This is a genomic window from Variovorax fucosicus (genome assembly GCF_030316825.1).
GTDB lineage: Bacteria > Pseudomonadota > Gammaproteobacteria > Burkholderiales > Burkholderiaceae_C > Variovorax > Variovorax fucosicus.
On sequence record NZ_JASZYU010000001.1, the window covers coordinates 1,322,086 to 1,336,108 of the forward strand.

At 66.9% G+C, this 14,023-nt stretch carries 13 protein-coding genes; 3 read left to right on the plus strand and 10 right to left on the minus strand.

Annotation, left to right across the window (positions count from 1 at the left end; genetic code table 11):
• Positions 1-146: 146 nt before the first annotated feature.
• From QTI05_RS06140 to QTI05_RS06160, 5 genes are all read right to left on the minus strand, one after another.
• The gene (locus QTI05_RS06140; RefSeq protein ID WP_286623425.1) at positions 147-596 is read right to left on the minus strand and encodes a helix-turn-helix domain-containing protein; all 450 of its coding nucleotides are present in this window, start codon (positions 594-596) and stop codon (positions 147-149) included.
• Between the two features lie 92 nt (positions 597-688).
• Complete coding sequence (locus QTI05_RS06145; RefSeq protein ID WP_286623427.1) at positions 689-2,014, minus strand: MFS transporter; 1,326 nt, start codon at positions 2,012-2,014, stop codon at positions 689-691.
• 24 nt (positions 2,015-2,038) lie between these two features.
• Entirely contained in the window at positions 2,039-3,112 is a 1,074-nt protein-coding gene (locus QTI05_RS06150) for an MBL fold metallo-hydrolase (protein WP_286623429.1), read from the minus strand.
• 15 nt (positions 3,113-3,127) lie between these two features.
• A complete protein-coding gene (locus tag QTI05_RS06155; RefSeq protein ID WP_286623430.1) occupies positions 3,128-3,910 on the minus strand; it encodes an SDR family NAD(P)-dependent oxidoreductase in 783 nt (260 codons plus the stop codon).
• Positions 3,907-4,398, minus strand: a complete 492-nt coding sequence (locus tag QTI05_RS06160; RefSeq protein WP_286545391.1) for an ester cyclase — start codon at positions 4,396-4,398, stop codon at positions 3,907-3,909. Before QTI05_RS06160 ends, QTI05_RS06155 begins: the two co-directional genes overlap by 4 nt.
• A 97-nt stretch (positions 4,399-4,495) precedes the next feature.
• Here QTI05_RS06160 and QTI05_RS06165 point away from each other — a divergent pair, with 97 nt between their 5' ends.
• Positions 4,496-5,167 carry a Crp/Fnr family transcriptional regulator gene (locus QTI05_RS06165; protein WP_286623432.1) on the plus strand — a complete coding sequence of 224 codons (672 nt, stop codon included), beginning with the start codon at positions 4,496-4,498 and terminating at the stop codon, positions 5,165-5,167.
• A gap of 27 nt (positions 5,168-5,194) precedes the next feature.
• Here the strand turns inward: QTI05_RS06165 and QTI05_RS06170 are convergent, their stop codons facing one another.
• Genes QTI05_RS06170 through QTI05_RS06180 form a run of 3 tightly spaced genes read right to left on the minus strand, consistent with a single transcriptional unit; the run spans position 5,195 to position 9,107 of the window.
• A complete protein-coding gene (locus QTI05_RS06170; protein ID WP_286623433.1) occupies positions 5,195-6,634 on the minus strand; it encodes an MFS transporter in 1,440 nt (479 codons plus the stop codon).
• A 4-nt stretch (positions 6,635-6,638) separates the two neighbouring features.
• A complete protein-coding gene (locus tag QTI05_RS06175) occupies positions 6,639-7,610 on the minus strand; it encodes a tripartite tricarboxylate transporter substrate-binding protein (protein ID WP_286623435.1) in 972 nt (323 codons plus the stop codon).
• A gap of 45 nt (positions 7,611-7,655) precedes the next feature.
• On the minus strand, positions 7,656-9,107 hold the full coding sequence (locus QTI05_RS06180) for an amidase (RefSeq protein ID WP_444812867.1): 1,452 nt from the start codon (positions 9,105-9,107) through the stop codon (positions 7,656-7,658).
• Between QTI05_RS06180 and QTI05_RS06185 the strand changes: the two genes are divergently transcribed.
• On the plus strand, positions 9,106-10,077 hold the full coding sequence (locus QTI05_RS06185) for a LysR family transcriptional regulator (protein ID WP_286623436.1): 972 nt from the start codon (positions 9,106-9,108) through the stop codon (positions 10,075-10,077). The genes QTI05_RS06180 and QTI05_RS06185 overlap by 2 nt on opposite strands.
• A gap of 39 nt (positions 10,078-10,116) precedes the next feature.
• Here the strand turns inward: QTI05_RS06185 and QTI05_RS06190 are convergent, their stop codons facing one another.
• On the minus strand, positions 10,117-11,553 hold the full coding sequence (locus tag QTI05_RS06190) for a cytochrome P450 (RefSeq protein ID WP_286623437.1): 1,437 nt from the start codon (positions 11,551-11,553) through the stop codon (positions 10,117-10,119).
• Positions 11,554-11,616: 63 nt separating this feature from the next.
• The gene (locus QTI05_RS06195; protein WP_286623438.1) at positions 11,617-12,276 is read right to left on the minus strand and encodes a GNAT family N-acetyltransferase; all 660 of its coding nucleotides are present in this window, start codon (positions 12,274-12,276) and stop codon (positions 11,617-11,619) included.
• A gap of 222 nt (positions 12,277-12,498) precedes the next feature.
• Here QTI05_RS06195 and QTI05_RS06200 point away from each other — a divergent pair, with 222 nt between their 5' ends.
• Positions 12,499-14,022: a metallophosphoesterase family protein gene (locus QTI05_RS06200; RefSeq protein ID WP_286545398.1), complete on the plus strand. Its 1,524-nt coding sequence runs from the start codon at positions 12,499-12,501 to the stop codon at positions 14,020-14,022.
• Position 14,023 lies beyond the last annotated feature (1 nt).

Below are 14,023 nucleotides of genomic sequence, written 5' to 3' on the forward strand. Positions count from 1 at the left end.
CGGCGCAGAAGTATTGATTACTTGCTGCAAACAAGATAGGGCAATAGTTCTCAAATTTGAACGAATTCGCCTTGCCTCAGAACGACGGCCGCGCCTGCACGCCACGGCGCTTCCACCGATGACTCGGCGCGCCGCAGGCTGGTTCGCTAGTCCGCCGCGCTGGCTTCGAGTCGTTTCAGCAAGTCGTCGCGGCTAAGTTCCTTGACCACGGCCAACTGTTGAACCTGCGAGGCATTGGGCCTGGACTTGCCCTGCTCCCAGTTATAGATGGTTTGCCCGCCGATGCCCACCAGCTTGCCGTACGTCGCCGCCGACCACCCCAGCTTGCTGCGGTGCGCGGCCAGGCGCGCCGCGCTGAAGCGCCGGCGTGGGCCCTCCTCATCGGCCTGGCTTTCCCGGGCCGCCGGGGCAGGCGCCGCTGCGCGCTTGTCAACGCGCTTGAGTTCCTTTTGCAAGGACTCGACCTGGCGACGCAATGTCGCGATGGCGCTGCGGTGCTGCGCGCTGGCTTTCTTCAGAGCCTCGACCTCTGTGCGCACTTCCTTGCGGGCAACGCGGGAGATCTCGGCTTTCAGGACGGTTGCAATGTTTGGCATTTCCGGATTTTGACGGATTCCGGTGGCGCACTTCTAGGGTTGACCCTCGACAGCGCCGCCATGCGATGCCGCGCTCGTCCGGCTCCGGCAGCTCAACCGGGCTTGCTGTGCAGACGCAGCCCGACCAGCATCAGCACTGCCGCCAGCACCAGTGCGCCGCTGAGCAGATACAGGCTCAGCGTGAAGCCGCCGGTAGCGGTCTTGATCGCACCCACCACCAACGGTGCGACCAGTCCGGCGCAGCCGCCGATGGTCGAGATCAGCGCGATGCCAGCAGCTGCCGCTTTCTTCGACAGCAGGATTCCCGGCACCGTCCACAGGATCGTGAACGCGCTCGAAATGCCAATGGCAGCCAGTGCGAGGCAGGCCACGGCGGGCACGGGGCTCTTCATGAACAGCGTCGTCAGCGAAAGTCCGAGCGCACCGACGCAGGCGGTGATGGCGAAATGCCACCGGCGCTCGCCCTGGCGATCCGAGTGGCCGCCGATGATGATCATCGCGGCGATGCCCGCCAGCGCCGGCACCATCGAATAGAAGCCGACCTGGAGCACCGTCAGCCCCATGCCCTTGAGCATGGTCGGCTGCCAGAACGCCATTGCGTAGACGCCGAGGATGACCAGGAACGAGATGAAGCCGAGCAGCCAGACGCGCCCGTCGCGCAGCGCGCTGGCGATCGTCTGCCGCTCGTGTGAACCGTGCGCCGCAAGATCGTGCTCCAGCAGATGGCGCACGCGCTGCTTCTCGATATCGTTCAGCCAGGGCGCGTCGGCGGGCGTGTTCGAGAGCAGGAAGAACACGGCCACGCCCAGCACCACGCTCGGCACGCCTTCGACCAGGAACAGCCATTGCCAGCCCGCCAGGCCGTATGCCCCGTCCAGGCTGGTCATCACGATGCCTGCCAGCGGCCCCGCGAAGAGGGGCGCCGCAGCGGGGCCCATGAAGAACAGCGCGGTGGCCTTGGCGCGGCGCCCAGCTGGGAACCAGAGCGTCAGGTAGAACAGGATGCCCGGCGCAAAACCGGCCTCGAACACGCCGAGCAGGAAACGCAGCACGTAGAAGTGCGTTGGCGTCGTCGCGAACATCATCGCGGCCGAAGTCAGCCCCCACAGGCCCATGATGCGCAACAGCGTCGCGCGCACGCCGATCTTCGCGAGCATCAGGTTGCTCGGGATCTCGAACACCGCATAGCCGATGAAGAAGATGCCGGCACCGAGGCCGAAGACGGTATCGCTGAAGCTGAGCTGATCCTTCATCTGCAACTGTGCGTAGCCGATGTTGGTGCGGTCCAGGTAGTTCAGCACGTAGCAGGCAAACAGCAGCGGCAGCAATCGCCACGTGATCTTGCGAAAGAGCGCGTCGTCGCTGGTCTCGGCCAGCGATGGCGCGGTTGCGCCTGCGGCAAAGGTGGCAGTGTTCATTGTTTTGTTCTCCTCGGATGTGGGTCAGCCGCGCGCGAGTGTGCCAAATTCAGTGCAGCCCCAAAGGTGGCTGGTCGGTGCGCCCGGAAACAGCCAGTGCGGCGAGCACTCGCTGGAGGGCACGACGTTGGTGAATTCGTGGCGCGTCGAATCGCCGGCGATGGTTTTCTCCAGCACCATGGACAGGTACTGCGCGTTGCTGCTTTCCTGCGTGTTGCCGTTCAGGATCACCTCGGCGCCGGTCGCCTTGGCATAGCGGCGGATGCCGTTGTGGCGCGAGCGGTCGGGCGCCCAGCTGTCTGCGGAAACGCCGTTCTCGCTGCTGACGCGCAGGCCGTCTTCGGCACGGTAAACCAGCGAGTGGTTGCCTTCGGTATGCCCTGGCGTGTGCACCAGCGCGATGCCACGGCCGAGCTGGACGCTGCCGTCGAACGCGACGATGCGTTCCGGCGGCACGCCGTCCAGCCCTTGCGGGCAGTACCAGTCGGCCTGGATCGGCAGCAGGCTTTGCACGCTCGCCAGCTCCTGCCGGTGCGCCAGCAGCCGCGCATTCGGGAACACGCCGGGGGAGCTCTTGTCGCCCAGCCAGCGTCGCACGTTCTGCGTGTGCAGGTGGTCGTACGTGATGTAGTCGATGGACTCGGGCGCGACACCCACGCTTTGCAGCGCCTGCGGCACGGTCGCATACATCGGCGCGATCGTGCTGTGCAGAAACTTCGGCGTCTGCTCGCCGAGGCGCTTGAAGTACGGCGTCTCGCTGCCGGTCTCGAAGTCGGCCGGCGAGAACAGCAGGTGGCGCAGGCGGCCGTCGAAGTCGTCGAACTGGATCAGCACCAGGCGCGTCAGCAGGTGCACCATGTGCGGTTTCAGCAGTTGCTGGGCATACACCCCGGTGAACGAGTACCAGGCCGGGTACGGGATGCGCAGCAGGTCGAAGCTGCGCGCGTAGCGCACGGCGGGCTCTTCGAGAAAGCGCTCGCGGAACTGCCGGCCGCGCTTGCGCAGTTCGCGCAGGCGATCCTGCGGCCCGGCGGCATCGCGCGCACCATCGAAGTCGGTGATCGGCACGAGGCCGTGGATTGGGGCATCACGCATCATGGCGAATCCTTGAGGTCAGTAGACGGAACGGCCGCCGGTGATGTCGAACACCGCGCCCGTGCTGAACGAGCAGTCGGCAGAGGCGAGCCATGCGGCCATCGCAGCAACCTCATCGACTTCGACAAAACGGCCCATCGGCACACGCGCCAGCAGGATCTTGTCCAACTGCTCGCGGTGCTCCGGCGGGATGCCGGCGAACACCGCGGTGTCGGCCGCCGACGGCGTGATGCAGTTGACGAGCACGCCGGCCGTGGCGAGCTCCTTCGCGAGCGACTTGGTCAAGGCGATCAACCCCGCTTTGGAGGCGGAGTACGCCGCGTTCATCGCATTGCCCTCCTTGCCCGCGACCGATGCGATGTTGATGACGCGCCGCGCGGGCGTCGCAATGCCCAGCATCTGCGGCACCAGCGCGCGGCAGCACAGGTAGGCGCCGGTGAGGTTGATGTCCAGCACATTGCGCCAGTCCGCGGGGGTCGTCTCCCAGGTGTTCACCGTGGGGCCGAGCACACCGGCGTTGTTGACGAGCACGGTGACGGCGCCCAGCGCCGCGAGCGAGCGCTGCGCGGCCTGCATCACCTGCGCTTCGTCGCGCACGTCGACCACCAGCGCCTGCACGCGCCCCGGCGCGGCGAGCGCGTTCACGGCCTCGTCGAGCTTGCTGGCCGATACGTCCCAGAGCGAGACGGAGGCGCCGCTGCGAAGGTAGCGCCGCGCGATCGCCAGCCCGATGCCTTGCGCGCCGCCCGTGATGACGGCATGGTGGCCGTGCAGGTCGCCGGGAGCGGCCGCAAGGCTCATGCCGTGGCCGCCGCGGGTTGACCGGTCAGCAGCCCGCTGACGATCGCCGGCAGGGCCGCGGGAGGCACGCCGACGAGCAACTGCTTGAGGATCGTCAGCGTGTCGAAATAGACGCGCTCGCAAACCAGCCGGTCGCCATCGAAGATGAACAGCGCAATCATCCGGCAGCGAAACGTGTTGCCGGTGGCCGGCAGGTTGCGCAACGGGCCGCGATGCGTGCCGAGCAGCCAGAACTCGACGATGACCGAATCCGCGGCGTGCCGCAGCTTGATGATTTCGTGGCGCTGGTCGGGAAAAGCGGTGCGCGTATCGGCGTAGTACTTGCGAACGGCATGCAGGCCATCGTGCACCTCGCCGCTGGCGATCAGTTCGTAGTGCGGGTGCGGAAACGTGTCGAGCACGGCGTCGAAGTCCTGCCGGGTTTCGTCGGCGAAGTGGTCCAGCACGAGGCGTTCGCGGCGGGTCTGGAGAGAGAGGTCGGTTGTCATGGCGGGGCGGTTTGTTGAGAGGAAGTGGCTGCACTATCCACGGTGCCCCGCGCGTAGACTGTCCGTTGTTGGCAATTGCCGATCGAGACAAACCCGCATGACCGACGCGTCGGAATCCGATGACCGCCAGATGCTGCCCGACGACGTGCAGCAGCAGTTGCTCGAGGTTGCGCACCGCCGGTCGCTGGCACGCGGCGACTCGGTGTTTCTCAAGGGCTCCGCACCCGACGCGCTGTTCGGCGTGCTGAGCGGCTCACTTCGCGTCAGCGTCGTCGCGCCAGGCGGGCGCGAGGCGGTGATCGCGATCCTGAAGCCGGGTCACTGGTTCGGCGAGGTCTCGCTGCTGGTCGGCCGTGAGCGGGTGTACGACACATGCGCGCTCGCCGCGACCGAGATGGCCGTCGTGCAGGCGGAAGATTTTCATCGCCTGGTGGCCGAACGCTTCGACGTGCACATGGCCTTCACGCGCCTGGTGTGCATGCGGCTGCGCCAGGCGCTCGCGTGGATCGACGATGCGATCCTGATGCCACTGCCCGTGCGGCTCGCGCATCGGCTGCTGACGCTCGATCCGCGGCCCGCCGGCGCGGCGGGTGCAGTCTCGCTCGACGTGTCGCAGGAGGATCTGGCCTTCATGCTCGGCGTGTCGCGCCAGAGCGTCAACCGGCTGCTCAAGATGTGGGACGAGGACGGCACGCTGCGGGTTGGCTACCGGCACATCGAGCTACTGGATCGGGGGCGATTGGCCGCCCATACTGAATACGTTGCCTGACGCCTGGAGCGTCCAAAAATTTCTGCTTCACGCTGATTGCGGCTGCCCGGCTTGACGGCAGCTATTCGCGATCAGGGCCGCGCCGGCCAGACAAAGGACTGCAAGCAAGGCCAGCGCAGAACTGGCCCCTTGGGTAAAGGTGGCTACATCGAGATTCGAAAGTCCCGGGCTGCCATTGCCCAGAATCATGCGTTGCGAGCCGGAAGGAAGCTGTGCCATCGCCACGCTCAACGTCAGCGCGGTTCCCACCATGATGCCCGTGTTCTGCAGCGTCGATCGGACGCCGTTGGCGATACCGCGACGCCGGGGGAGCACGCTCTGCAGGATCGACGCGTTGTTCGGCGTCACGAAACTCCCGATGCCCAGGCCGAGCACCCAGAGGCAGACGGACAGTTGCACGGCGCCGATCGCTGGCTGCAGCAGCGCCGCCAGCGTTGCCAGTGCGCATCCTGCGAGAAGCATGCCGCCCACGCAGATGGATTCGGCGCTGAAGCGTCGAAGCAGGATGCCCGCTACCGGCGCGGCCATCAGCATGCCGAATGCGACCGGCGCGATGCGCAGGCCCGCCTCCGATGGTTCGAGGCCCGCGCAAGCCTGGAGATACAAGGCCACGAGCAACAGAGGTGCAGCTTGCGTCATCGACAGAAGCAGGATGCCCGCGTAGGCGATCCGGCGCCCCGGGTCACTGAACAGCGACGGGTCGACCAATGGACTGGCCACACGCATCTGGACTCCGGAGAAAAGGACGATGGCGCAAAGCCCCGCGAGCATGAATGCCCACACTGGCGTGCTCGTCCATCCGCTGGTTCCTGCCATCGAGAGTGCATAGGTCACGCATCCGATGCCAATGAGGGAAAGCGCCGCGCCTGCAAGGTCGAAGCGCTCGGACTGCGCCGCCGCGCTATTCGGCAGGACCTTCCAGGACCACGCCAGCACGCAAAGCCCGATGGGCACGTTGAGCATGAAAAGAGCGCGCCATCCCCACCACGACACGACGAAGCCGCCAGCCAGCGGGCCCACGACCTGGGCCAGGGCCGCAACCATGGCGAGCACGCCGAGTGCCAGCCCCATCTTGCGGCGGCCGAACGCGTCACTCACCAATGCGCTGGCGTTGGCCATGACGCCGGCCGCGCCCACGGCCTGGCATATGCGGCTGGCCAACATCAGATCGGCGGTGGGTGCGAAGGCGCATGCCGCACAGGCGACCACAAAAAGCCCGAGTCCTGAGAGGAAGAGTCGGCGCCGTCCCCAGAGGTCGGCCAGGCGTCCGAAGCTGAGGATGCAAACGGTAGTGACCAGCATGTAGGACAGCAGAATCCAGCTCGCCTGCGTCGGTGAGGCGTGCAGGCTTCGCGCCACGGCAGGCAGCGCGACATTGAGCGCGCTGAGATTGAGGAAACACAGCAGCGCGCCCGAACTGGCGGCAACGAGCACCGCCCAGCCGACCCTGTCTGCGTCGTCGGTCATCGATTTAGTCTTCGCTCTTGAACCCCGATGCCTGGACGATGGGGCGCCAGTACACCCGATCCTCGGCCATGATGCGCTTCAGTTCCGCGCCGGGGAGCCCGGTCGGCTCGAGGCCCATGCGATCGACCTGCCCGCGCACTTGCGAATTGCGCATTGCGGCAAGAAGGGCTGTCTCCAGCTTCGCAACCACGTCCTTCGGCGTTCCCGCCGGCACGAAGGCGGCATAGGCGGCATTGGCGCGGTCGAAGGCGTCATAGCCTGACTCCTTGATCGTCGGAACGTCGGGCAGCCAGCTCAAGCGCTTGGTGCCTGCGACGCCCAATATCCGCAACTTGCCCGCGCGGTGGAGTTCGAGCTGGCTGGCCAGTGCGTCGGTGCCCATCGGCACATGGTTTCCGATGATGTCTGTCGCAAGCGGCGCACCCCCTTTGTAAGTGACCGGCGTGAGCGGTACACCGACGGCCTTGGACAACTGCAGCACGCTGAAGTGCAGCCCGCCGCCGAGGTTGGTCAGTCCCACGCTTGCGTTGGCAGGATTCTTCTTGATCCAGGCCACGTACTCGGGAATCGTCTTGAACGGCTGATCTGCGCCGGCGGAAATGACGCAGGGCACATTCGCCAGGTGCGCGACAGGTATGAAATCCTTGTCGACGTCATAGTTCAGCCGCGCATAGGTCATCGGGAAAAGGACGAAAGGCGGTGTGGCGCCGATCAGGATCGTGCGGCCATCGGGCCGTGCGGTCTTGACCGCCTCGATGGAAATCCGGGTCGAGGCGCCGGGCCGGCTCTCCACCAGCACGGGCTCCTTGAGCGTGGTGCGCAAATCCTCAGCCAGCGAGCGCGCCAGATTGTCGAGAGCGCCACCCGGCGGAACGCCGATGATCAGCCGGATGGGCGCGTTGCTGTCGGCATGCGCGGCGGCGCCGATCAAAGCGATCGACGCACTGAGAAAGAGTGTCTTGAGGAACGAGGCCATGATGGGAGTACCTGCAAAGTTGAGTGAAGAACGGAGAAGGTGGACCTAGAAGGCCAGGGTGGGCAGCACGTTCACCGGACGGTGCGCGTCTTCGAAAGACGCTGCGGCCTGCAGCAGTTGCATGTCCTCGCGGAATCGACCGACGAGCTGCATGCCGATAGGCATGCCGTCGTGGCCTGCGCCGCACGGCAAGCTGATGGCGGGGTGCCCTGTGAGGTTGAAGGGCATCGTCCACGGAAACCAGTTCGGTCGTACCTCGGCAAACGCTTCGCCATCGATCTCGATGCTGCCGAACAGATCCTGGTCAATCGGCAAGGCCGTACGCGAGAGGGTCGGCGTGAAGATGAAGTCGTGCGTCTCCATCTGGGCCTGAACCTTGCGAAAGAGCACGGTCCTGGCAAACATGGCCTGCTGGAAGTCGACCCCATCGACGTGCTCGACGAGCGCGAGCTGTTGCAGCAGTGACGGACTCAGCTGATCCGCATGCGCGGCGGCCAGCGGGGCGAAGCGGCCGCGCCAACTGGTGTGGTTGATCACCCGCCACAACGGCTCGACGTCATACCCCTCGCTCGACATCTCCTCCAGGTCTGCGCCCATCGAACGCAATGTTTCAAGGGCTGCGTCGAAGGCGGCGGCGACGTCGGCGGCAATCGGACGCCCGGCGAGCGTCGCGCAGTAGAGGATCCGCTTTCCGCGAAGGTCGCCTGCAGGGCGCAGGTCGTCGAAGTAGCGCCGGGCCGGCACACCCAACGACCAGGGGTCGGACCCGTGGGCGCCCGTCATGGCCTGCAGCATGAGCGCGGTGTCGCCCACCTCGCGCGTGGTGGGTGTCACGTAGGTGTAGTTCCCGAATGCGTCCTGTACCTGGCTGTGGGGAACCACACCCAGGCTCTGCTTCAGACCGACCACGCCGTTGCAGGCGGCGGGAATGCGGGTCGAGCCCCCGCCGTCGGTCGCAATGGCCAGCGGCGCGATGCCTGCCGCCATGGACGAAGCCGCGCCTCCGCTCGAGCCGCCGCTCGTGCGCGCTGCACTCCAGGCGTTGCGGGTGCTTCCGAAAAGAGGGGCGTCGGTCATGCACTTGGCGCCGAACTCGGACGTGGTCGTCTTGCCGATCAGGATGCCGCCGGCCTGGCGCATGCGCGCCACGGCCACTGCATCCTGCGCGGGAACGTGGTCGCGATGCAGCACGGACCCGTAGGTCGTCCTGACGTTCCCGGTGTCGACGATGTCCTTCACGGTAAAGGGCAAGCCGTGCAGCAGGCCCAATGCCTCGCCCCTCATCACGGCGGCTTCTGCCTGCTTGGCCTGCGCCATCGCCTGCTCGTGGCAGAGGGTGATGAAGCAATTCAGGTGCGGCTGGACCGCGTCGGCCCGGCCCAATACTTCTTCGACGATCTCGACCGGCGAGAGCTTGCGCTGCGCGACGAGCGTGCGCATCGTCACAGCCGACATTTCGCAGATCTCGGACTTCGGCAGACGGGGAAACTTTTTCATGGCGCAAATGATTGATGTGCCGCACCATCGCGTCCAATACTGTTTTTCTGAAAAGGCATATGACCAGCGTATGGCAGCACCGGACTTCAGAACGCTCCGCTACTTCGTGGCCGTTGCAGAGGAACGCAGCGTCGGAAAGGCGGCACGCCGGCTCAACATGGCCCAGCCGCCGTTGTCGGTTCACATCAAGAATCTGGAGGCGGCGGTGGGCACGCCCCTGTTTCGCAGGGCCGCGCGCGGCATGGAGATCACCGACGCCGGCAATGCGCTCTTCCAGCGTGCGAAGGAAGCACTGCTCCTTGCCAACGAAGGATTCGACGCCGCCCGGGCCATCGGGTCAGGCAGCAGGGGCCGGCTCACGGTCGGAACCATGGTCGTGCTGTCCTATCTGGTGCTCCCCCGCCTGGAAAACGTGCTTCGGGCGAAGTTGCCAGACGTGGAAATCCAGTATGTGGAACTGAATGCCGTCAACAACGTCTCGGCCATCACCGACTCGCAGGTGTCCGTGGCGATCTGCATTCCGCCCGTCGTCCAGGCAGGCATTGCCGTCGAACGCATCGGCACCCAGCCCTTGATGCTGGCCGTGCATGCGGATTCGCCCCTGGCCCGGATGACCAGCATTCCGCTGGAGCGGCTTTCAGGCACGCCCCTCATCGGGCTCCCTATGCCCGAAGGGGACGTCGACAAATCCGTCGTGGCTTCAATGCTCCGGCGGCACGATGTCAGCATGCCGATCGCGCAACGGGTCGAGACGATGGTGTCGGCGCTGGCGCTCGTGCTGGCAGGCAAGGGCGTGGCCATCCTGCCCGCCTGCGCCCGGATCGGCCGACCGCCGGGCGTGGTGTTCAGGCCCTTCCGTAACGTCGATGCAAAGATGGACATCGCTGCCTGCTGGCGCAGCGATTGGGAGAGCCCACTGATCGAGCCGTTCCTGGCTTGTGCGCGCGCGTCCCTGCGACAAGCGGCTTAGCCGAAGACTCGACTCGCCGCGTCTGTGCACAGGTGCCTTCTAGGCCCGCGCGCGCAGCCGCAGCCGAAGGCCTACGGGCGACATCGTGAACGCCAGCCGCTCCTGCACGCTCGTGCCATCAGCGGTCGAGACATCGGCGATCTCGAATGCGCCGAGCAGCATGGCGGCCACCATCTTCATCTCCGACAGCGCCAGGTAGCGGCCGGGACAGGTGCGCGGCCCGGCGCCGAACGGCATGGCGACACGCTTGGCCGAGCTCGCGGCCCGGCCCGGGCCGTCGCCGGCGAGCCAGCGTTCCGGCCGGAACGCCTGGGGATCGGCGAAATGCGCGGCATTCACGGCGCCGGGGCGCATCAGGCACATCACCGGCGTGCCGGCAGGCACGGCCACGCCGTCCACCACGGTGTCGCGCACCGCCTCCTGAATGAGGAGCGGGGCGACCGGCTTCAGCCGCATCGTCTCGTGCGCGCAGGCTTCCACGAAATCGAGTTGGCTCAACTGCTCATGGGTGGGATGGGATTGGGTGCCGAGCACGCGGCGAACTTCCTCGGTGGCCAGTTGCGCGGCTTCGGGATGGCAATGCAGCAGCCAGATCATCCACGCCAGCGTGTTGGCCGTCGTGTCCTCGCCGGCCAGCAGCATGGTCAGCATGTTGCCGGACACGTCCTCGTCGGTCAGCTCAGAGCCGGGCCGGTCGCGCTCGGCGACCATGGCTTCGATGAGGTTGCGGGGGTGCTCGCGCAATTCAGGGTCGTCGGCGAGCCGTTGCCTCGCGGCGGCGATGAAGCCGTTCACGGCGCCGTGAACGGCCACCAGATCCTCTTCCACCGCCCGGTCGCGCCGCGTCAGCCAGCGCGGCAGCGGCGACAGCACGCGCTTGGCCAGCGCGGGCAGCAGCTTGTCCAGGTGCTGCTGGATCACTTCCTCGTCCGACTCCAGCGTGTTGATGTCGGTGCCGAAGGCCAGGCCTGCGGTCACGTCGACGGTGTAGCGCATCAGATCCGCCTGCAGGTCGATCGGCTGTCCGGCCTCCGCGGCACGGCGCCAGCGGCCCTCGAAGCGCTGCGTGACCTTCACCAGCGTGGGATGGAAGGCCTTGATGTGGGTCGGGTCCAGGCCGCGCAGCACCATGGGCCGGTGCCGCCGCCATTCGTCGCCGTTGACGGTGAACAGGCCATTGAAGCCCAGCGAGCGAGCCGCTGCGTTGAGCTTTGCGCCGCGCTGGAATCCGTCGGGCCGGTCGCGCAGCACTGCTGCGACCGTTCCCGGGTTGGAGATGACGACGAACTCGCGGGAGGCGATGCGAAACCGGTAGATCTCGCCGTACTCGCGCGCCCATTGCTCGACCTTCTGGTGCAGCCGTTCGCGCTCGATCTGGAGGGCATTGCCCAGCAGAGGCAGGCCGCGCGGCCCCGGCAGTTCGCGAATGCGACGCACGGGTGCATCCGCACGCGGTCCATCGGTGGTGATCGCCATGTCAGCCCCTTTGTGCGCCGGCGCGCCAAAAGCGCGGCATCTTATCTCGCCATGGGAGGCCATTCAGAAGCCGAACTGGAAGAGCTGGTTGTCCAGCCAGCGCCGCACCACCTCCACGGGCCGCGGCGCGGGCGCCTGCGACATCCGCGAGGCCACGCCACGCTTCAGCTCGATGCGCAGCTCCGCCCAATCAGCGCCCTGGGCAAACGCGACGAAGCCCATGCGCTGCATGAAGCGGATCGTCCGGCGGTTGGAAGAAGGCACCTCGCCGACAAGCCGGCGCAGGCCGGCATCGCGCGCCGCCCCGAGCAGGTGGTCGAGCAACTGGTCGGCCAGCCCCTGGCCCTGCCAGATGTCGGCCACGACCAGCGTCAGCGCCGCGCAGTCGCCGTCCGCGTTGACGTCGTAGCGCGCCTCCCCGATCACCTCCTCGTCATGGTCCAGCCTCAGCGTGGCGACGAAAGCGACACGGCGAATACCGTCCACGTTGACCAGGTCCACCAGCGTGGCCGGCGAGCAGGCATCGAAGCCGCGGCCGAAGCGCTCGCCGCGCGACGCCGCCGACAGCCCGGCAACGAAGCCGCCGAAGCGCTTCGCGTCGTCGGAACGCACGGCGCGGATCTGGGCCTGCGCGCCGTTGTGCAGCCGCACGTGCCGAGGCAGTCCCACGGCACGCCGCGTCGCGGCGATGGCGGCGGCAGGGGTGGTGTTCGCATGACGCATGGGGCTATTCCGTTGGCTTGTGAAAGAGGCGCCAAGCTTCCCGCGCCGCGCCTTTTCAGTCCTTAAGTAGTACTGAAGCATGCTGAAGCCCGCTTCAGGGCGGCCGCCAGCCTGCGAATTCAGAACGCTTAAGGGCCGCATTGATGACGCCGCGGTCGCCTTCGGCGACAGTTCACGCACGGATCCAGCCGGGTTCGACTGAGACTGATCCACCCACGAGCCATGGCCCTGAATGCACCGCGTTATGTCTGCCTGTCCGACCTTCACCTCGGTGCCGCCTACAGCACCCTGACCTATGCCGACGCGCAGGGACGGCCCGACCCCGGCCGCCCGAGCGACACCCAGATCGCCTTCGGCAGCGCCCTGCGCCAGCTGCTGTCCGCCATGGAGGGCCCGCCCCCTACGCTGATCCTGCTGGGCGACGTGCTCGACATGGGCCTGTCGCCGATGGGCGACGTGGCGGCGGCGTTCCGGTGCTTCGTGGAGACGGTGATGCAGGACGGCGGCCGTCCGGTGTTCGCCCCGCGCGTGCTGTACGTGCCCGGCAACCACGACCACCATCTCTGGCGCATCGCGCAGGACCAGCAGTACCAGGACGCGCTGCAGCAGGGCCGCATCGAGGACGACCTGATCAAGCACACCGCGCTGTTCGAGCCTGCGGACGACGAGCCCGAGGCCGCCCGGATCGGCTCGGCGATGCTGACGCGGCTCGCGGCCAGCTGCCCGGGCCTGGCCGACGCGCGGGTGGACATCGCCTATCCGAACCTTGGCCTGCTCGATGCGTCGCGCCGCCGCTGCGTTGTGCTGCACCACGGGCACTACATCGACCCGATGTACCGGGTGATGACGATGCTGAATGCGCAAGCCCCGGGCCGCAGCGCCGGACGCAACCCCCGCGCCGTGACGGTCTCGGACCTGGAGGGCCAGAACGGTGCCTGGGTCGACTTCATGTGGTCCGACCTCGGCAGCTCGGGCTTGACCGGGGCCGGCGCCGGCAAGCTCTACGAGGTGATGCGCGATGCCGCCGCATCGCACGACTTCTCGCAACGGCTGGCAGCCCTGCTGGTGACCAAGCTCGACCAGAACTTCGGCATGAGCGGGAGCATGGATGTGTTCCAGGGCATCACGGTCAGCCAGCTCGTGCTCGGCACGCTCGACGCCACGCTGGGCCGGGGCGCCGAGTCGCAGCGCGACGGCTACTCCGAAGTGATGAGTGCCGATGACGTGGCGGATCTGCGCTGGTACCTGTCGGGGCCGGTGAAGCTGCAGCTCGAGCAGGCCGGGCTCAAGCCGTCGGAGCTGGATTTCAGCTTTGTCTTCGGCCACAGCCACAAGCCTTTCGAGGACGAACTGCCGGTGGCGGGCTTCGACCGGCCGGTCGGCATTTTCAACACCGGCGGCTGGGTCATGGACCAGCCCACCATGACCTCCACGCAGGGCGCCTCGGCCATGTTCATCGACGATGCGCTGAACATCGCGTCGCTGCGGCTCTTCAACGACCCGGTGAACGGCCGCGTGCCCCCGGTGCACGCGCGGGGCGGCGGCGGCTTCCGCGACCGCGACAACCCGATGCTGGCGGCGCTGGCCGCCGGCATCGAACGCACAGCACCGGCCTGGGAGGCCTTCTCGCGCAACGCGCAGCAGGCCACCGAGAGTCGCGCCACGCTGCTGCTCGACGAATTCTTCACCGCCTCGGTCGCGGTGATGGCGGCCGGAGCCAGGACGATGGCAAAGGCGAAGGCATGAC